General features: G+C 67.8%; 13 protein-coding genes and 3 pseudogenes. 10 read left to right on the plus strand and 6 right to left on the minus strand.

Features of this window, described 5'->3' with window-relative positions; all coding sequences use genetic code 11:
* Positions 1-38: 38 nt before the first annotated feature.
* A pseudogene (locus tag GQF42_RS47925) lies at positions 39-248 on the minus strand (IS630 family transposase); the annotation flags it as partial.
* 658 nt (positions 249-906) lie between these two features.
* Between GQF42_RS47925 and GQF42_RS43495 the strand changes: the two are divergent.
* Positions 907-1,770 carry an LLM class flavin-dependent oxidoreductase gene (locus tag GQF42_RS43495; RefSeq protein ID WP_158929270.1) on the plus strand — a complete coding sequence of 288 codons (864 nt, stop codon included), beginning with the start codon at positions 907-909 and terminating at the stop codon, positions 1,768-1,770.
* A gap of 499 nt (positions 1,771-2,269) precedes the next feature.
* On the opposite strand, the gene GQF42_RS43500 is transcribed toward GQF42_RS43495, so the two are convergent.
* Complete coding sequence (locus GQF42_RS43500) at positions 2,270-3,475, minus strand: acyl-CoA dehydrogenase family protein (RefSeq protein ID WP_199272998.1); 1,206 nt, start codon at positions 3,473-3,475, stop codon at positions 2,270-2,272.
* A gap of 709 nt (positions 3,476-4,184) precedes the next feature.
* Between GQF42_RS43500 and GQF42_RS43505 the strand changes: the two genes are divergently transcribed.
* Positions 4,185-4,337 carry a hypothetical protein gene (locus tag GQF42_RS43505; protein ID WP_158929272.1) on the plus strand — a complete coding sequence of 51 codons (153 nt, stop codon included), beginning with the start codon at positions 4,185-4,187 and terminating at the stop codon, positions 4,335-4,337.
* Positions 4,338-4,557: 220 nt separating this feature from the next.
* Here GQF42_RS43505 and GQF42_RS43510 read toward each other — a convergent pair whose 3' ends face one another.
* Positions 4,558-5,487 (minus strand): NADP-dependent oxidoreductase, encoded by a 930-nt coding sequence (locus GQF42_RS43510; protein ID WP_158929274.1) that lies wholly within the window; start codon positions 5,485-5,487, stop codon positions 4,558-4,560.
* Between the two features lie 90 nt (positions 5,488-5,577).
* Between GQF42_RS43510 and GQF42_RS43515 the strand changes: the two genes are divergently transcribed.
* Both GQF42_RS43515 and GQF42_RS43520 read left to right on the plus strand, forming a co-directional pair.
* Entirely contained in the window at positions 5,578-5,958 is a 381-nt protein-coding gene (locus GQF42_RS43515; protein ID WP_158929276.1) for a winged helix-turn-helix transcriptional regulator, read from the plus strand.
* Between the two features lie 1,360 nt (positions 5,959-7,318).
* Complete coding sequence (locus GQF42_RS43520; protein ID WP_158929278.1) at positions 7,319-8,023, plus strand: LysM peptidoglycan-binding domain-containing protein; 705 nt, start codon at positions 7,319-7,321, stop codon at positions 8,021-8,023.
* Between the two features lie 819 nt (positions 8,024-8,842).
* Here GQF42_RS43520 and GQF42_RS43525 read toward each other — a convergent pair.
* Entirely contained in the window at positions 8,843-9,427 is a 585-nt protein-coding gene (locus tag GQF42_RS43525; RefSeq protein ID WP_158929280.1) for a TetR/AcrR family transcriptional regulator, read from the minus strand.
* 71 nt (positions 9,428-9,498) lie between these two features.
* Here GQF42_RS43525 and GQF42_RS43530 point away from each other — a divergent pair, with 71 nt between their 5' ends.
* From GQF42_RS43530 to GQF42_RS43545, 4 genes and pseudogenes are all read left to right on the plus strand, one after another.
* On the plus strand, positions 9,499-10,392 hold the full coding sequence (locus GQF42_RS43530) for an NADP-dependent oxidoreductase (protein WP_158929282.1): 894 nt from the start codon (positions 9,499-9,501) through the stop codon (positions 10,390-10,392).
* 99 nt (positions 10,393-10,491) lie between these two features.
* A complete protein-coding gene (locus GQF42_RS43535) occupies positions 10,492-11,655 on the plus strand; it encodes an FAD-dependent oxidoreductase (RefSeq protein WP_158929284.1) in 1,164 nt (387 codons plus the stop codon).
* 27 nt (positions 11,656-11,682) lie between these two features.
* A complete protein-coding gene (locus tag GQF42_RS43540; protein WP_199272999.1) occupies positions 11,683-12,609 on the plus strand; it encodes an NADP-dependent oxidoreductase in 927 nt (308 codons plus the stop codon).
* A gap of 160 nt (positions 12,610-12,769) precedes the next feature.
* Positions 12,770-13,297, plus strand: a pseudogene (locus GQF42_RS43545) (transposase); the annotation flags it as partial.
* 399 nt (positions 13,298-13,696) lie between these two features.
* Here the strand turns inward: GQF42_RS43545 and GQF42_RS43550 are convergent.
* Complete coding sequence (locus GQF42_RS43550; protein ID WP_158929286.1) at positions 13,697-13,987, minus strand: hypothetical protein; 291 nt, start codon at positions 13,985-13,987, stop codon at positions 13,697-13,699.
* Between the two features lie 849 nt (positions 13,988-14,836).
* Here GQF42_RS43550 and GQF42_RS46695 point away from each other — a divergent pair.
* Positions 14,837-15,126, plus strand: a pseudogene (locus tag GQF42_RS46695) (transposase); the annotation flags it as partial.
* 71 nt (positions 15,127-15,197) lie between these two features.
* Here GQF42_RS46695 and GQF42_RS43560 read toward each other — a convergent pair.
* Entirely contained in the window at positions 15,198-17,279 is a 2,082-nt protein-coding gene (locus GQF42_RS43560; protein WP_158929288.1) for an alkaline phosphatase family protein, read from the minus strand.
* A gap of 505 nt (positions 17,280-17,784) precedes the next feature.
* On the opposite strand from GQF42_RS43560, the gene GQF42_RS43565 reads away from it, so the two are divergent.
* Positions 17,785-19,193 (plus strand): IS3 family transposase gene (locus GQF42_RS43565; protein WP_407699472.1). Its coding sequence is split into 2 segments (ribosomal slippage): positions 17,785-18,151 and positions 18,151-19,193, totalling 1,410 coding nucleotides; the frame shifts between segments, so codons are not numbered across the junction.
* Positions 19,194-19,486 lie beyond the last annotated feature (293 nt).

Here is a 19,486-nt window from a genome sequence, read left to right on the forward strand (position 1 = left end):
GGAGCAGCTTGCCCGGAACGAGGGACGACAAGCTGACACTACTGACCTTGTTGCCGTGATGTCGTCGTGGTGAGACCGGTTTCGGCGAGACGTCCATCAATGATGGTTGCTGCGGTACTGGATCTCGCGGAGGCCTTGTCCGAGGGCGCGTGGTCGAGGCCGGTGAAGGCGGTGTTGGCCTGGCTGCCGCGTCCCAGCAGTGACCAGATGCCTTCCACGGGGTTGAGGTCGGGTGCATGGGCCGGCAGTCCAACCTGCCCGCCGACACGGCGCTGGCCACCGTCGTGCACACCGCGAAACCGCGCCGGCGCATCGAGCACGACTACCGAGAGGAGGTCGCGAGCCCGCTGGGCCCGAAACACCAGACCAAGCTCGGCCGAGCACGGATCGGCACACTGCGAGTACCGCAGTTTCTTGTTGTGCGTCTCCAGGTAGTCGATGAAATGATCCTGCAAGCGTGATGGCACCTGCCCCACGAGACCCATCCTGTCCAAAGTGACCTGTGGGCCGCGCAGCGCGTTGACTGCAATGCGCGCCGGGGCCGATCGACCTGTCGTAGAACACGGATACCGCTGGCCGCGTAAACCTGGCATCCAGTCCTTGTCCTAGGTGTATTGACCCGAAGCGTTGTCCACACGGCTGATCGGTGGGTGGCCGCCGAGTGCGGTGTGGCAGCGATGGTGGTTGTAGGTGTGGAGGTGTCGACAGTCACGTAGCTCCCTGGGGCCGTGGTCACGCAATTCCTCAGGCGGTGCCGGCTCGTGATGCGGAGTCCGACGGGTCATTGCTGTCCGTCCGGGTGTTTTTCGGGGACCCTGATGAACCGTGCATGGTCCCAGCCTGCCGTGAAGCCGCCTGCATCCGAATCCGGTTGCCGCTTCCTGGCCGGCTGCGCATCCTGCTGGGATGCGTTTCTCCATCAACATCCCCAACTTCGGTGACTTCGCCGACCCCCGTAACGTCGCGACCGTTGCGGCTGCCGCCGAACAGGCCGGCTGGGACGGACTCTTCGTCTGGGACCACGTACTGCACCGGCAGCATCAGGGGCGTCCCTTCGGAGACCCCTGGATGCTGCTGACCGCGGCCGCGCTGGCGACCTCACGGATCCGACTGGGCACCCTACTGACGCCGGTCCCCCGTTACCGTCCGCAGCAACTCGCCCGCCAAGTGGCCACCCTGGACCACCTCAGCGGCGGCAGGGTGACCTTCGCCGCGGGCCTGGGCGGTCCGATCGACGACGAATACCGCAGCTTCGGCGACACCGCCGAGCCGCGCCTCCTCGCCGAGCGGCTGGACGAGGGACTGGAACTGTTGCGGCGCTTCTGGTCCGGCGAGCCGGTGAATCACCACGGCCGGCACTACGAAGTCCGGGACGTGACGTTGCTGCCCGCCACCGTGCAGCGGCCCGGTCCGCCGATGTGGATCGGCGGGTTCTGGCCACGCCGCCTGCCCATGCGGCGGGCAGCGCGATGGGACGGCGCGGTACCGCTCTTCGAGACGGCCCGGCACGGGCATGTGCCCGATGTGGCGGAGGTACGGGCACTGATCGGCTATGTACGCAAACACCGCACGACCGAGGCCGAGCGTCCCTTCGAGTTGGTGCTCGGCGGCGCCACGCCCCCGGACGCAGCGAAGGCCAAGGACGTGATCGGTCCGCTGTACGACGCCGGAGCCACCTGGTGGGACGAGCGACAGGTCCAGACCGGCCCCGCCCTGGATCTCCTCCCTCCGGTGCTGCGCCGCATCGAGGCGGGACCGCCGGTGGTCTGATCAGCCACTCGAGGTTGTGCCGGACACGTTCAGCACCCCCCTGGGGAATCGTGACCGCGTGGGTGGGGAACTACATGAAGCTGATCATGTAGATCGTGGGGATCTTACGGAGCGTCAGGATCCAGGGCCGGTGGCTGGTCGGTTTCTGACGGAAGGCCGATCCTGTGAACCCGGGCTGGCCGTGACATGTGGAAACGTGGCAGTCGGTCCTTGTGCGGGTTCCGTCGGCATCTGTCCGTCGGCTGGGGCGGCCTGCCGGCGGACAGATGCCGGCAGACCCCCAGCAGCGACGAACTACGCGGGCCGGCTCCGGCGTGGTTGGCCGCGGTCGATGATGTCGTGGTGCAGCAGGGCTCGCGGGAGCGACCGCCCGGCCCGGCCCGTGGATTTCGCCCGGAGCCGCCCACTGGTGTCACGCCTGGCCGGAGCACCAGATGCCACGCCCGTTGGTCTCGGGTAGGAGCAGGGGTGCGTCCCGGCGTCGTCGGGCGCTGCGCGTTCAGATCAGCGCGGTGATCTGGTCCTCGATACCGAGCAGGGCCCGGCCGTACATCTCGGTGGCGATGGCGGGGTTGACCATGGCATGCCGCGTACCAGTCTCCAGATCCCGCCAGATGCGCTGCAGCGGACTGTCGTCGGCGAAACTCCGGGCCCCTTGGACGCTCAGCAGCAGGTCCAGTGCATCACGTGAGCAGCGGGCGACTGTCCCGATATCCATGCGCGCCCGGGTCCGGTTGACCAGGGGCATGCACTGGCCGCTCGCCGCCCAGCTGTCGACATCGTCCGCGGCACGCATCAAGTGCAGGGTGGCAGTGTCGATCAGTGATGCTGCCTCGGCGAGCTGCATCTGGGTGGAGGGTGCCTCGCGTGCCTGTGCGTAGTGCGTATGCGAAATGCCCCGGCCCGCGGCGAGGGAGGCCAGCACCAGCTCCATCGCGCCGCGGGCCAGGCCCAGCAGCGGGCCGGCGAGAGACAGGGCGAGCGTGGGGACGAACGCGGCGCGGTACAAGGTCTCGTCCTTGAACTCGGTCGGATAAGTGCCCTGGAGCGCGTGCGTCACCGACAGAATGCGGTGGGCTGGGACGAAGACGCCGTCGGCGACGAGGGTGTTGCTGCCGGTACCGCGCATCCCGGCAACGTGCCAGGTGTCCTCGATCGTCAGCTGGTCCACCGGGACCAGGGCCAGTGCCTGGTCCAGGCGGTCGCCGCGCTCGCCCGTGAGCGTCATGCCGAGCAGCGCCCATCGGGCGTGGAGACAGCCGGAGGCAAAGCCCCACCGTCCGGTGACGATGCTGCCTGCGTCGGCTGTCCTGCCGGTCCCATGGGGTGGCAGGACAGCACAGGCGCGGGTGCCGGGATCCTGCGCGTAGACCTCACGCTGCGCGCGTTGGGGATACAGGCCGATGAGCCAGCCCGAGATGTTGATCAAGCTGGTGGTCCAGGCAGTCGATCCGCAGCCGCGGCCGAGTTCGGAACTCACTTCGACCAGCGTGCGGATGCGTTCCTGGTGGCCGCCGAGCCGCTTGGGAACGGCGAGGCTGAACAGGCCGGCCTCATCGAGTGCCGCGATGTTCTCCGCTGCGACACAGCGGTCCTGTTCGGTGCGGGCGGCATTGCGCCGAAGTAACCCGACCAAGGCTGCGGCCCGTCCGGGCAGCGTGGCCCGCTCGATGTCCGGGGCAGGTTCCGCGGCGCCCATCGTCATGAGAGGTCCTCCTTCGCTCGTGACCCGACCGGGCAAGAGGCCGGCGGCCAGTCCCGGCACCGTACCCGTAGGCCTGCCGGCGCACTCTGGTGCGGGCGGCCACCTGCTGCACGGAATCGAAAGACCGCGCCTGTGGCCTCGCCAACAAGGACGATCCCACGGGTCTCGGTTCGCGGTCTTCCCCCGGGTGGCTCTGTTCATCACTCCCGGCTCTGGCTCAACTTCCGGATGCTGTTGGTGATCTCCACTCGGTGGAGTGAAATCCGATGACCGCGCCTGTGTTGACGTCTTTGTGGTGCTGCTCCGGTGGGAGCGGGGCGGCTTCGGCGGTCGGAGGGGTGGCCGCGGTGCCGATGGGTTCGGGTTCAGGGCGGGTGATTCCGCCCTTGACGGTGCGGATGGCGGGGGCGAGTAATCCGCGGGGCCCCCGCATTTGGGTGCGGGGTCGGTTGGACGGGCTGTCAGCGACGCCGACTTCGCTGACTGGTATCCGGCTGACGGACAGCGTGGGCTGTCGCCGGCGCAACTGGCGTGAGCGCGATCGGCTGCAGGTGCCTGGGCGTGCACAACGGCCAGCACTCAAAGGACGGTGACCACCTCGAGATCGACCGGTGCCACCGGCCCAACGGGGCCAATGGGCCGGGCGGCTACCTGCGCGACACCCAGAACTTCACCGTGGAGCATCCCGTTGCACCAACCGAACACAACCATGCTCCGCAACCAGGCCACCGGTGACCACGTCCGCATCAGCGGCAACTCCACCCGTGACGGCGCCTGGGCCATCCAGTCCCCCCATGAGAGCGGCAGCGGATCCTACGCCGTGGGCGACGAGACCTTCTACCTCCACGCCACACCCCAGTAGGCCCCAACTCCCGTTATCCGGGCACCGTTTGACGGGTGCCTGTCCGGCATCTGCCGGACAGGCACCACGGCAGGCACCCATCGGCGGCCCGCGCCTCGACACACGGCATGATGGTGACCTGCGTGGACCGAGTGGGATGAGACAGGTCGACCCGGTTCGTTGAGACGAATGGCCGGAGCCGGCCCGTGGGGACTCGCTCACGCGGGCCCCCGCGTCGGGATCAGACGGTGAGGACGAGCTTGCCCTGGAGGTGACCTGCGTCGAGCAGCCGGTGCGCGTCGGTGACGCGCTCGAACGGGAACGTCTCCTGCACGTGGACCCGGAGCCTGCCCTGTTCGACGAGTTCGACGAGACCTTGCAGGGCGACCGGATCGGGGTCGACCGCGATGCCGCTGAAGCGCATGCCGGCCGCCTCGTACGTGGCGGCGAGCTTCGTATCCTCCTCGGCGACAGCCGTCACCAGGTGACCGCCTGGGCGGAGCACGTCGAGGGACCGCTCGACGGTGTCGCCGCCGATCGTGTCGAGCACGACGTCGATGTCGCGGACTGCCTCGGTGAAGTCGACCGCCGTGTAGTCGATCACCTCGTCGGCGCCGAACCCCTCGACGAACTTCCGCTTGCTCCCGCTGGCGGTCGCGATCACGTGCGCGCCGAGCGCTTTCGCGATCTGGATCGCGACGTGGCCGACCCCGCCGCCACCGCCGTGGACCAGGACGCGATCGCCCTCCCTCACACCGCCGAGGTCGACGAGGCCCTGCCACGCCGTCAGCCCGACGATCGGCAGCGCCGACGCCTCGACGTGCGAGAGCGACGTCGGCTTGCGTGCCAGGTGCAACGCGGGCGCCGACACGACCTCGGCGTACGCGCTCGCCGTCCGGGGAAACAGCGGCATCCCGAACACCTCGTCGCCGGGCCTGAACCGCCACGTCCCCGATGCCTGTTCGACCACGCCGCTGATGTCCCAGCCGAGGATGAACGGCGGCCGCCCGATCAGCGGGAACTCGCCGGCGCGCAGGCGCGCCTCCAGCGGGTTCAGTCCGATCGCCTTGACGCGGACGAGAACCTCGGTCGGGATGGGCTGGGGCTCGGGCGCGTCCACGATGGTGAGCACCTCGGGACCGCCGAGCGTCTGCTGGGTGATGACTCGCATGACTCTCCTGGCTTGGGAGGGGGGAGAGCACCCAGGCTAGGTTTCCGACAGGAACCAGCAGGTACCTTGGACGCAGGTACCTTGGGCGCCATGAGCGATTTCGGTCCCGGTGATCCCTTTCTCGCCGACTGTCCGGCGCGTCTTGCGGTCGAACTGATCGCCGACAAGTGGACGGTGGTCGTGCTCTACGGCCTCAGCAAGGGCCCGGTGCGCCATGGCGAGCTGATCGAGCTGATCGGCGGCATCTCCCGCAAGATGCTCACCCAGACGCTCCGACGGCTCCAGGCGCACGGACTCATCCGCCGCCACGCCTACGCCGAGGTGCCGCCCCGCGTCGAGTACGAGCTCACCCCGCTCGGGGCGACGCTGATCGATCCGATCCACATGCTGACCGAGTGGGCGAGGGCGAACGGCGATGCGGTGCTCGATGCGCTCGACGCCGATCCCAAGGCGGTCACCCATAGCGACTGAGGCCCCCGCCAGGGCACTGAGCGGTCTCTCGGCCGCTGCTCGGAATCGGCCCGGCCGCACCCTTCCGCAGGCTCTCGATGCGTTGGGCGGTCGACCGCCGATGAACACCGGTGGGCACGGGAGCGGCAGGGGCTGCTGCGTCGGTTGGCAGCAGAGGGCCGTCCCTGCGTCGGCGTCGGCCCTCGCGCCGTTGCCGCTCATGAGGCTCGGCTCTCCGTGGTCGTGTGGGGACATGTGTCTCCCCGTACCCACAGGGCCCGGCTCAGGCGTTGAGCCGGCATTTTGCGAGGTGTGCGGCTTGTTCGGTCTCGGGCACCGTCGAGGATGACATCACCGGAGGGCACGGCCCTGCTATCGGTGGCCGAACCGGACGTCCGCGCAGTCGTGGAAGCGGCAGGCAAGCTCGTCCGCTACGGATCCGAACACTCCTATCTGCAACCCATGCTCGACTCTTTCGAGGCGGCGATGGGAGAGCCTGCCTGGCCGAGCGGGCGTGAGTGAGAGTTGGGAAGCAGTAACTGCGCCTCGGGCTGACGGATGGGGAGCGTGAGTCGACTCATGCTCCCCACCATGCAATTCGACGCCACTCAACTCGGGACAGTCCGGAGCCTCTACCGATCCCGGCGCGGTTCACTACAAAATCCGGTTCAGCCAACGAGATGACGTCGAAATCGGCCTGTCCGCCACTCGGTTCACCTCATCATGAAGACCGTCCAGCCTGCCAGCGTGCGCGGCAACCCATGAGGCAATAGGCCTGAGGTTTGCCCACAGGAACTGCCAAACGCTGGCTGCCGAGTCGAAGCGCCACGGCTCATGCGTGGGATTTCCGGGCGCAGTGCCTTGTGGGAGCTGAACGAAGTGGGGAATGGCCGGGTCACGGGCGTGGTACCGCGAACAGGAACACGCGCCCACCGATGAGGCCGCCCGACCTCAACAGGACACGTCGACTCACCGGCACGGCACTGGCGGGACCGGTACACGTCCCGACGGGCGGGCCGAGCGCGTGCGCTCTGACGGGCATGGTAGCTATTAACCGCAGAATGTCCATTTTGGTATAGAAAATAACAAAAGACTGATCTCGCGTCATTTAATCGCTGATCCTTTATTTCGGTATGGGTGACTCATTTCACTTACGATGCAATCTAGTGCTGCAAACCGTCCTCACTGCGGCCTGTTCTCGGACCTTCGGGCGTGCGAAGGCGGCCGGACAACGAAGCTGATTAGTAAAGCGGGCAATTGTCAATCCATTTCCGGCGGCTAAGAATGAGCGCCCCGCAGCGCACCGCTCAACGAAATGCGGTGCAGCATGCTGTAGAACCGGCAACTGCGGGTCGTGCTAATTCTGGAAGAGGACCGTTCCATGCCCCGTCACGCCCGCAAGCGCCCCTCCCGGGTACGCCGGTTCGTCACCGGCGGTGCCGTCACCGTCGGCCCCCTCGTCCTGGTCTCCACCGCCGTACTGGGAACGGCCCAGGCTGCTGCAGCCGCCCCGGCCGCGATCACCTACACCGTCCAGTCCGGCGACCACCTGGCTTCCATCGCCCGCACCCAGCATGTGTCCGGCGGCTGGCTTGCCATCGCGACCGCCAACCACATCACCAGCCCCTACACCGTCCTGCCGGGACAGGTCCTGAGTCTGCCCGCCGGATCAAACCCCGCGACGAAGACGGCAACCGCCACGAAGACGGCAACCGCCACGAAGGCCCCGTCCGCGACGACGACCACCGCCGACGGCCAGACCTACACCAACAACCTGGACGGCTGGATCAAGCACTCTCTGGCGATCATGGCCCAGAACGGCATCCCTGGCACGTACAACGGGATCTACCGAAACGTGATACGGGAATCCTCCGGCAACCCCAGTGCCATCAACCTCTGGGACTCCAACGCCGCCGCCGGCCACCCCTCCATCGGTCTGCTCCAGGTGATCCAGTCCACCTTCGACGCCTACCACGTGCCGGGGACCTCGTCGAGCATCTACGACCCCGTCGCCAACATCACAGCCGCGTGCAACTACGCCTACCACCGCTATGGCTCCATCGACAACGTCAACGGACCCTACTGACAGGGCATTACCACGCCAGGCACTGTGCAGCCGTTCCAGGGACGCAACGACCCTGCGCGGCAACAGCACGGTCGTCCCGACCGGTATGTACGCAGACCCGCCCTCGGGGTCACCGGGGTGTCCGCGCACGGAGTGATCCGCACGCGGGGAGCCGGCAGGTCTGAGGACTCGCGGGCGCGCCCTCCTGACCTCAGGTCGCTCCCCGGGTCCGGTACCTCGGACCCAGCGCGTATGACGGCGGTCGTTCCCGCTCACCGCTGCGCGTCATGCCGGATTCCCGCCGGCTCCCTCTTGCGACGCTCCTGTCCGGCTGACGGGGCGAACCAGCCGCTCCGGCCGGCCTGCGGGCTCGTCATGCCCGCGGGGAGCAGGACGTCCACCATGGGAGCGGCGCGGTGAGACCGTGGGGCCTGCATGCCACAGGGCGGGAAGCGCCCGCACTCGCGCTTCCCGCCCTTCCTCCGTGACACCGCGCAGGGACGCCCTTCGACCCCGGCGGCACGGGTCCCTCACCCCGCGGTGTACCAGAGCTTCAGTCCTGGTCGTAGGTGTGGAACCCGCGGCCGGTCGACCGGCCGGCAGTCGAGGACTTCCCGCCCGGATCGACGGCCCATGCCCTGGCCCGGATCGGCATCGTCACGCGCAGGTTCTTCCGCAGTATCACGTCGTGTCGGACGTCGGAGCCTCAACCTAGTGTCGTTATCCTCGACGGTTCGCCCTGATCGGATCGGATGTCAGTCCGAGACGAGTTGGCTCGTGCGGAACCAGAGTTCGTGCTGAGGTCCCGTCCGGCTCTGGATCCACTGCTCGCGGGCAGCCTCACCTGGAAGGTGAGGTGGCTTCCCAGGCCGCCTCGATCATCCGAAAGATCTCGTCCAGCGCGGCGTCCGGGTCGGCTGCCTCGCGGACCAGCGCATAGGCGTCGATCACGAACCTCGCGATCGTCCGGCAGGCCGTTTCGCTCTGCGACAGGTCGGGATCGGCGACGAGAGCCGTGGCCAGCGACTCCGCATGGCGCAGCCGCATCGACTCCTCGTACTCCCGCAGGGCACGTGACGCGTCGATCATGCGGTAGATCGGGGCGGCGTCGTCCCCCGTGCAGTGCTGGACCATGGCCTGGATCTCGCGGCGCAGCGCGAGGACGAGTGGCTCGTGCGGCCCCCGGCCGGTGACGGCCTGCGTGAGGCGCCGCTCGAAGTTCTCGTCCTGCTCGAACACCAGGGCCTCTTTCGAGGCGAAGTGGGAGAAGAGCGTGGTGACGGCCACGTCGGCCTCGGCGGCCACGTCACGGATGCCCACCGCGTCGTACCCGCGCTCCAGGAAGAGCCGCAGGGCGGTGTCGGCGATCTTCTGGCGGGTCGCGGCCTTCTTGCGTTCACGGCGTCCGGTCGTCGGCACGGTCATACCGCTGACACTACCAAATCCAAAGGAATAGCAGTTCCAAAACCGTAACCGTTAGTGTTACGGTCGACCGCATGAAGAGAGTGAGCTTCGCCGAGTTCGGCGGTCCCGACGTTCTCCGCCTCGAAGACGCCGAGGAACCCCACGCGGGCCCCGGCCAGATACGCGTCGCCGTACGGGCGGCGGGTGTGAACCCGGTCGACTGGCGGATCCGTGAAGGCCAGTTCCAGAAGGTCCGCCCGGTCGAGTTGCCTGCCGGAGTCGGGCAGGATGCCGCCGGGGTGGTGGACCAGGTCGGCAAGCACGTCGAAGGGGTCGAGGTCGGTGACCGCGTGTTCGGGCGAGGCTCAAGTACGTATGCCGAGTTCGCCGTCCTCGCGGCCTGGGCCCGTATGCCCGAGAGCCTGACTTTCGAAGAGGCGGCCGGGTACCCCTCCGTCGTGGAGACCGCGCTGCGCATCATCGGTCAGGTCGATGTGCGGTCCGGGCAGACGCTGCTGGTCAGCGGCGCGTCCGGGGGCGTCGGATCGGCGGTGCTGCAGATCGCCCGCGACCGCGGCATCACGGTGATCGGCACGGCCGGAGCCGCGAGTCAGGAGTATTTGCGTGGCCTGGGTGCCCTCGCCACGACGTACGGCGAGGGCTGGGTCGAGCGGGTACGGCGGCTCGGACAGGTCGACGCGGCCCTCGATCTGGCCGGCTCGGGCGTGATCCACGAGCTCGTCGAGCTGACCGGGGACCCGCGGAGGGTGATCTCCATCGCCGACCCCGGTGCGCCGCAGCTCGGTGCCCGGTACTCCGGCGCGACCGGGAACGTTCCGCAAGCCCTCGCCGAGGCCGTCCGCCTCATCACGCGAGGAAAGCTCCACATCCCGGTCGAGAAGTCGTACTCGCTCGCCCAGGCCCCGGCGGCACACATCGACAGCCGGGCCGGTCACACGCGCGGGCGCCGGGTCATCGTCGTCTGAGCCGTTGCCTGCCCGGTCGCAGGCCCCGGCGAGTTGCCTTCCTTCCAGCGATCCTGCCGGGTCCCACCCGGCAGGTGTGCGACACGCAAGGAGAGCCCCATGCACACTCCTGTCACGATCATCGGCGCCGGACTCGGCGGCCTTGTCCTGGCCCGCGTCCTGCACCTCCACGGCATCCCGGTCACGGTCTACGAGGCGGAGTCCTCCCCGACGGCGCGTTCGCAGGGCGGGATGCTCGACATCCACGACCACAACGGCCAACTCGCCCTCAGGACAGCCGGACTGATGGACGAGTTCCGCGGCCTCGTTCTGGAGGGCCGCCAAGCGATACGGCTCCTGGACCGCAACGGATCCGTCCTGTTCGACAAGGCCGACGACGGCACGGGCGAAAGCCCCGAGGTGCAGCGTGGTGAGCTGCGACAGATCCTGCTGGACGCACTCCCCGACGGCACCGTCCGATGGGGCCACAAGGCCACTGGCGTCCGCGCCCTCACCGCGGGCCGCCACGAGGTGACCTTCGCAGGCGGCGCCGCCGTCGTCACGAACCTTCTGGTCGGCGCGGACGGCGCATGGTCACGAGTCCGACCGCTGCTCTCCGACGCCACACCCGAATACGTTGGCCGGTCCTTCGTCGAGACGCACCTGCACGACGCCGACACCAGTCACCCGGCCACCGCGAAAGCGGTCGGCGGCGGGACACTCGTCGCGCTCGACCCGGCCGGGAACGGGAAGTGGCTCGTGGCTCACCGGGAGAAGAGCGGGGTCCTCCGCACCTACATCACACTGGCCAGGCCGCAGGACTGGTTCGCCACCATCGATTTCACCGATGCCGCTGCAGCCACCCGGCGGATCGCGGGGGAGTATGACGGCTGGGCACCGGAACTCACCGCCCTGATCACCGCCGGCCAGACCGCGCCGGTCCTGCGCCCCCTTTACGCCCTGCCGGTCGGGCATCGCTGGGACCGGGTGCCGGGAGTGACTTTGATCGGCGACGCCGCCCATCTTTCGCCCCCCAACGGTGAAGGCGCCAACCTGGCCATGCAGGACGGTGCCGAACTAGGAAAGGCCCTGGCCGCACACCCCGACGACATCGAGACCGCTCTCACCTCATACGAACTAGCGCTGTTTCCCCGCGGCGCCGCGGCTGCCGTCGAAGTCGCCCACAACCCCACGCCCCAGGACGTGATCAACTTCTTCACCGACCGCGACCAGGCGGGATCTGACAGTCCCGCAGAGGTAAGCGACTGCAAGCGGGCCTGCTGAACGACTTACTACGTACGGAGGTTGTCCGTGTTTGCTGTGCAGTACCACCGCTACGGCGGTTCCGAAGTCCTCTGCATGGAGGAGGTCGAAGAGCCGCACGCCGGGCCCGGTCAGGTCCGCATCGCGGTGCGTGCCACCGGTGTCACCCCCGCTGACTGGTACCTGCGTTCAGGGATGTTGCGGGACATTGCCACTCTGGACTTCCCCCACATCCCCGGCATGGATGCCGCCGGAGTGGTCGACGAGGTGGGGGAGGGCGTCACCGGCACCGCCGCGGGAGACGAGGTCTTCGGCCTCGTCCCCTTCGTGGACCAGGGAGGCGCTGTGGCCCAGTACGCCGTCCTTGAGGCATGGGCACCCAAGCCTCGGGCATGGTCATTCGAGGAAGCGGGCGGCGCCGCGGGCAACATCGACACAGCCACGCGTGTACTGGAGGCCCTGGAGGCCGCCGAGGGCATGACCTTGCTGATCGATGGAGCCGCTGGAGGCGTCGGCACCATCACTGCGCAACTCGCCCAGGCCCGCGGCCTCACCGTGATCGGCACCGCGAGCGAAGCCAACCACGGCTTCCTCGACCAACTCGGCGTCGTTCCGGTCACCTACGGGGCGGGGCTGGCCGATCGCCTCGCCCCACTGGCTCCGCACGGGATCGACGTGGTTCTGGACGCGGCCGGTAAAGGCTCTCTCGGTGAACTGGTGGCCATCGCCGGCGACCCGCACCGCGTGGTGACCATCGCGGACTTCGACGCCGGCCGGCACGGAGTGCGGTTCTCCCGCTCCCAGGCAGAAGAGTCGCCGGGCTGGGCAGGACTGCCATTGGCGGCCGACCTCGCCGACCGCGGACGCCTCACCGTCCCGCTGCACGCCGTGTTCCCGTTGAAGGAGGCCGCCAGGGCTCACGACGTCAGCGCCACCGGCCACGCGCGCGGCAAGATTGTCATCACCGTGCCCTGACAGCCCTGGGTCTGGTCGCGCTCGCCGCCCATGATCTGAGCGCGGGTCTCGTCCTGGGCCGCCCACAGGTCGCTGCCGTTGGAGTTCTGCCACCGGGGCGGCGATTCCGGGGGAAGCGCGGTCGAAGACCTCGCCTAAGTACCGGGCCTCGACGCTGGCCACCGCCTGGCGGGCCGAGCGCAAAGGCAAGGGGCTGGTCATCGGCCGCCCGCCCGAGCATGACCTGCGGCGCATCATGGACGCCATCCTCTACGTCGACCGCAGCGGGATCCCCTGGCGCTACCTGCCGCACGACTTCGCACCGTGGGAGACGGTCTACGAATACTTCGCCGCCTGGCAGAGGGAAGACGTCTTCGACCAGCTCTTCGGCCTGTTACGGCGCCTGGTGTGTGAAGCCGAAGGGCGCAGCGCCGAGCCGGGCGCCTGCGTGCTGGCGCGCAGAGCGTCAAGACGTCCGCCGACCTCGGACTCGACGTCAAAGTCGTCCAACGCGACCCCGGCGTCAAGGGGTTCAAGGTGATCCCCCGACGTTGGGTTGTGGAGCGGACCTTCGGCTGGCTGATGGCACCACCGCCGTCTCGCCCGCGACTGCGAGACCCACTCCCACCGCTCCGAAGCCATGGACCACGTGGCGATGATCGACCTCATCAGCCGACGACTCACCGGCGAATCCACTCCGAACTGGCGGATTCGTGCCTCCGCCTGCGCCCGCGGTCTCCCTCGTAGAGATCGGGGGCACTCTTCTGGTTCTGGATCTACCGGCCGCCCCGAGGCGTGCCTTCTGCTGCTCGAACTCGGCCTCAGTGAGGATGTCCTGCTGTGGCAACTGCCCGCGCCTGATCAGCTCGTCGGCGACGGGCGGGGCCGAGGACGGTGCCCGAAGTGGGCTGTTGCGGTGCGTGGCGCTGAGCGAGGGCCAGAAACCGTCCCGGAAGCATACTCGTTGGCCCACGAACCAGCGCACCACCTTGCGCCCCGCCCTACACGGTTGCAGGACGGGGCGCTCGTGCGTCTAACATCCCGAGCGTGCGGCACCCGGATGCGAAACCCGACGCGCCTCTCGCTCCGCGTGAGAGGCGCGTCAGCCTTAGAAGGCGCTGTTGCTGCAGCCCATGGTCGAGCCGATGCGGCTGGCTTGTGCGCCCGGGTTGCCCTCGCCGTTGAGGGCGCTGCCCAGCAGGCCGTTGAGGACTCCGACCTCGCCGAGGACGTCGAGGTTCAGGTCATGCGACCTGCAGTTCGAGCTCTGCCGGATGTTGAAGCTGTCACCGCCTCTGCCACCGCCTTCCCGTCCGCCGGCGTGGGCGGTGCCGGCGGTCACGAGTCCGACGCTGCCGAGGGCAGCGACCAGGACGGCAGCCTTGCGAAGCTTGTGCATGTCGTCTCCGTGAAGGTGAATGGATGCGATCTCTGGTAGACCGACCTCTTTCGCTCACAAGAAGCTAATGCGAAGTGCCGCAAATCGGACAATGGCGCGCCGGTTTCATAATTTTCGCGTCCGACGAGCAGCCCACCAAGCGCTTCGGGCAGCACCTCCGGGAGAACGATTCCCTTGGTGGCCATCACGTGCGGGTTGGCCGCCAGCCATGCCTCGCGATGGTGTGCCGCTCGAAGATTCGTCGCCGCAGGTGAGGGGGGGTGCGGTGCATCCAACCACACTGCCGGCCGGACGCAGGGCTGGAGTACTGGGCGGTCCGCGGTCGCCTGGGCGCCGCCTTCCGGAGGGCGCGTGGAACTGCCGGCCTCGGCGCGATCGAGTGCGCGCGGTGCGCTCGAGGAACACTGCAGGGAAGGGGGCAACCTTCGACAGCCGCATGTCGGCTGTTCACCGGATCATGTGATGCGAGTGCCCTGGATGCGTCAGCGGCCCCGGACCCGCCCAGGACTCCCTTCAGCGCCGCGCCAGTCCTTCATCCTGGTGACGGTGCGCTCGACCGTGTTGCGGTCACGGTAGAGACAGGCGTCGTGAGCGACGGATCTGCTGCTTCGGCTGGCTTTCTTCCTGCGGTTGCCGGCCGGCCGTTTCTCTCCGGGACGACCGCCTCAATGCAGCGTTTGGGAAAGTGGGCACGATGAGTGCGGGAGGGGCAGCGGCGAACCGTACTCCTGGCGGGGTAGTCGTACGGCCGGATGGAGGGTTGCACCAAGGCCGCCGCGCTGACCCGGGAGATCCAGCAACCGGGCTACCGCGGTGACGGCAACACCGTCCGCCGCCACCTACGGCCCTCTCTCATTCGACGCCGAGATACGGCGGATCGTCTGCACGACCAACGCGACCGAGAGTGTCAACGGGTCGCGCGGATCTGCACGGCCGTCCGAGCCCGCGGCCACTTCCCGAACGAGGCCGCGGCGCTGCAGTGCGTCTCCATGACCGTCATGAGCCAGGACCCCACCGGCCAGGGACGCAAACGCTGGACCACGCGATGGAAGCCCGCACTCCGGGCCTTCGGCATCGCCTTCGACGGCCGACTCTCCGCCGGTCGCCGCTCACTCACATCCCGCGAGTTGCACCTTTGACTGGACAGGCCCGCGAGCACCGTGGCGACGGCGGCCAGGACGGCCGACGCCGCCACGGATCTCGTGGCGGATCAGTCCTTTCCGGCGGTGGCGACGCGGCCGGCGTAGCGCTGCGTCCAGGTTTCGTCGGTGTTGACGGTGACGACCACGTCGTAGTAGCCCTCCCGGGTCGGCCACATGACGAGCTTCGTCTCGCCGTGAGCCACCGTGACGCTCTGGGTACGGTGGAGATAGTCGTTGGCGGTGAGTGTGTAGCGCACGGACTCGGTGCCGTCGTTGTGCAACGTGAGCTTCACTTGAGCCTCGTGTTTGGTGCCTTCGCCCCTCAGCAGGTCGGCCTCCACGCGCGGGAGACCACCGTCGATCTTTCCGGCGGGAGCGACCTGGCCGGCGAAGGAGCGCACGAAACCGTCGTTGGAGTAGATCGAGAACGCGTACTTGCCGTCGGTGGCCTTGGCGTCCCAGGTGTACTCGCGTGGTTTGCTCGCTGTGACGGTGAACGGTGTGTTGGAGAAAGCCTGGTACTTGTCGGGGAAGACCTGGAAACTCAATGCCTTGCCCTTCGGGCCGCCGGTCAGGGTCATCTTGGCGGTGACCGTCCCCGATGCCCGGTCCTGCGAGATCACCGCGTGCGGATGGAAGCTCAGCGGGCGCGGCTTCATGTGGTCGGCGGCGATGGACAGCGACTGCTCGGCGAGCGGGTCCGGGAAGGTGGCCGGCCCCGGTTGCGGGTGGGCGAAGTCGATCGCGCTGGTCAGGTCGCCCGCGATCGAGCGCCGCCAGTCGCTGATGTTGGGGCAGCGGAACGGCTTGCCGAGGTGGGCTGCCCAGGTCTCAAGGAACTTGATCGTCGAGGTGTGGTCGAAGACTTCCGAGGCCACGTGCCCGCCGCGGGTCCACGGTGAGACCAGCAGCATCGGCACTCGCGGACCGAAGCCGAGCGGGTAGTCGCCGACGTACTCGCGCGCCGTGTCCGGCTCAGGCCACGGCGGCAGCACGTGGTCGAACTTTCCGTCGTTCTCGTCGTAGTTGAGGATGAAGAGGGTGTGGTTCCAGATATCGGCGTTGCTCTGCAGTATGTCGAGTACCCTCTTGGTATAGCGCTCGCCGTGCTGGCTGTCCGCGCCCGGGTGCTCGGACCAGCCGTACGGCGCCACGATCCAGGAGACCGCCGGCAGCGGGTGCTCCGCACCCGGCTGGCAGGCGTCGTGGAGGCTCTTGAGGACCGCGTCGAGGTTGTCGTCGGAGTCGTCGTTCGGCGAGGTCATGCCGGAGTAGTACGTGGCGTTGCCACGCCAGATCAGCCCGGTGCCGGGCTGAAGTTTCGGGTCGTCGGCGCTCAGCCCCTCCGGGTCGAACCCCTTGAAGTACTTCAGCTCGTTGTCGCCGTAGTCGCCGACCCAGGTGCTGATGTAACCCTGTCGCCCGTTGCCGCTGTTGTCGGAGTAGAGCCGCCAGTCGATGCCGACCTGCTGGAGCTGCTCGGCCACCGTGATCCAGGGGCGGGAGTAGTTGGATTCATCGATGTTGCCGGTCTCACTGTTGGCGGTACCGCTCCACAGGTACTTTCGGTTGGGGTCGGTCGGGCCGAACTCGGAGCAGAAGTTCTGGTCGGCGATGGTGTACTGGGCGGCGACCGAGTGGTAAAAGCCCATGTAGGCGTCGCTGTGGTGGTTCATGCAGCTGGCGCCGTTGTGCTGCACCCACAGATCCCACTTGCGATGGTCGACGTCACCCCACGCTCCGTGGTCGTTGCCCCAGGTGCCGTCGTCGACCTGCGGCGTGACGACGTTGCCGTTGCCGTCCTTCTGCTGGAAGACGGTGGTGCCGTCCTGGAACCGCAGCGCCTGCTTGTCGTTGAAGCCGCGTATGCCGGGGAACGTGCCGAAGTAGTGGTCGAGGGACCGGTTCTCCTGCATCAGGATCACGACATGCCTCAGGTCGGACATGTTGCCCTTGAAGCCCTTAGGCAAGACGTACCTTGGCTTCGCAGCGGCATGCGCCTCGCCCGCCGCGGCAGTCGCGCCGAGCGCCAGCGCTCCAGCGGCGGCCCCCGTTCCCTGGAGAAACCGACGGCGGGTAGTGCCGATCGACGTCCCGGGGCTGTCGACAAGCTCGGACTCGGGCGTCGGGTTGATCGGATCGCCGGCCATGGAAGCTCCTCACATGAACGTGGATAGGTGGGGATGGCTGCTGTGACCCGCTCGGTGAACGAGCGGACATCAACCCTGTGTGAACACCGACCGATCGGTGATCAGCCGGATGTCGACTGGGTATTGGAGGGAACTTGTCCAAACAAGCTGGCTCCAGTTATCCCGGCGCAGGTGTCCGTTCAGTGAATGGACACCGACCACTGCTTGCCCAGCGCACGGCGTTCTTCCCGCGTTGTCGAGGTACACCAGGAACGATGAAACCCATCGCCTACAGAGGCTGGCGAAGCATGAGCTGCGCGCAGTTCACTTCCCGACCGCGGTTCGTCGCTGCGTCTTGCTGAGGCGGTGCGGGCAGGGGGACAACAAGACCAGCTCCGCCTTGTGGACGGGAATCCGGAGCCGGCTTCGGACACGTGCGCTTCTTGGATCCGTCTCTGACATCGTCGGGTGAGACGCCCCGAAATGATCAGATATTGTGGGCGGGTACGACAGGAGCACCTCCCGCATGACCAGCACCAAGCCCTCCGGGCAAGATCCCGCGCCAAAGCCGAAGCGCCGCCGTTTCACCCCCGAGTACAAGCTGCGCATCGTCGCCGAATACGACGCGGCCCCCACCGGGGACAAAGGCGCGGTCCTGCGCCGGGAGCGGCTGTACCACTCCCACATCATCGAGTGGCGCCAGGCCAGGGACGCCGGCGCGCTGGAGAGGCTGACCGACCACCGCACCAGCCCCGCACGGCCGAAGAAGCACCCCGCCGAGGCGGAGAACGACAAGCTTCGGCGGCAGGTGGAGCGGCTGGAGAAGGAGGTCGCGAAGCGGGACGCCGCACTGGAGGTGCTGGGAAAAACACACGCGCTCTTGGAAGCACTCTCCAAGAGCGCGGACTGAAGGACGCCCTGGAGCCGCTTCTCCACGAGGCCGTCGATCGCCTGGCCCCGCACGTGGGCATCGTGGCCGCGTGCCGCCTGACCGGCCGTTCCCGAGCCACCCACCACCGGCGGCTGAACCCCCTCCCGGCCAGGCCCAGAGCCCCACGTCCCGCGCCGGTCAACGCCCTGACACCGGCCGAGCGGCAGGCCGTGCTGGCGTTGATGAACCGGCCCGAATACGTGGACCTGCCGCCCGCGCAGATCTACGCACGTGAGCTGGACGAGGGCCGCTACCACTGTTCCGAGCGCACCATGTACCGGATCCTGAAGGAGGCCGGGCAAGACGGTGAACGCCGCCGTCAGGCCACCCACCCGCCCCGCACGGTCCCCGAGCTCGTGGCCGACGGCCCATCCGAGGTGTGGAGTTGGGACATCACGCATCTGGCGGGTCCGGCGAAGGGCGTCTGGTTTCACGGGTACGTGATCCTGGACATCTACTCCCGCTACGTTGTCGGCCACACCGTCGAGGCGGCCGAATCCGCCGCCCGTGCCGAGGAGTTGATCCGTGAGGCGATCGACCGCAACGGCATCGTGCCGCACACCGTGCACGCCGACCGCGGCACCTCGATGACCAGCAAGCAAGTCTCCCAGATGCTCCTCGATCTCGGCGTGACCCGCAGCCACTCCAGGCCCAGAGTCAGCAACGACAACCCGTTCAGCGAGAGCCAGTTCCGCACCACGAAATACCAGCCCGACTACCCAGAACGCTTCGATTCCCTCACCCACGCACGGGAGTGGATGGAGGCGTTCATCTCGCACTACAACCACGTCCACCGGCATTCCGGGATCGGCTACCACACCCCCGCCAGTGTCCACTTCGGCACCGCCGAACTCGTCCGCGAGCAACGGGCGGCCACCCTCATCACCGCCTACGAGCAGCACCCCGAACGCTTCAACAGCCGGCCGGTGCCGCCGAAGATTCCCCAACAGGCGTGGATCAACGACCCCGCCCGACGACGCGAACCACAGCAACACAGTTCATAGCCGCACATTCGTTTCATTTGACTTGACAGCTACCGGATCGGTTCCATGCCTGTCAGTACGCATCCGTGCACGGGCGGGGTTCTGACCCGGCTCCGAACTCACCTGACCGGGCAAGGCTGTGACGTCTGCCGTCCTGCTATGACCAGTCCGTCGAACTCCCGCCAAGGCGCAAGGGCGTTGGAGGCCACCATCCGGACCGCACCAGCCGCCGATCCTCAATGGCACGAGCAACTCGACAGGCTCCGCACGATCGCCTCCTACGACCCGAAAACCCAGTCATGGCGCGCCCACCC

Source organism: Streptomyces broussonetiae, from assembly GCF_009796285.1.
In the GTDB taxonomy this organism is placed as follows: domain Bacteria; phylum Actinomycetota; class Actinomycetes; order Streptomycetales; family Streptomycetaceae; genus Streptomyces; species Streptomyces broussonetiae.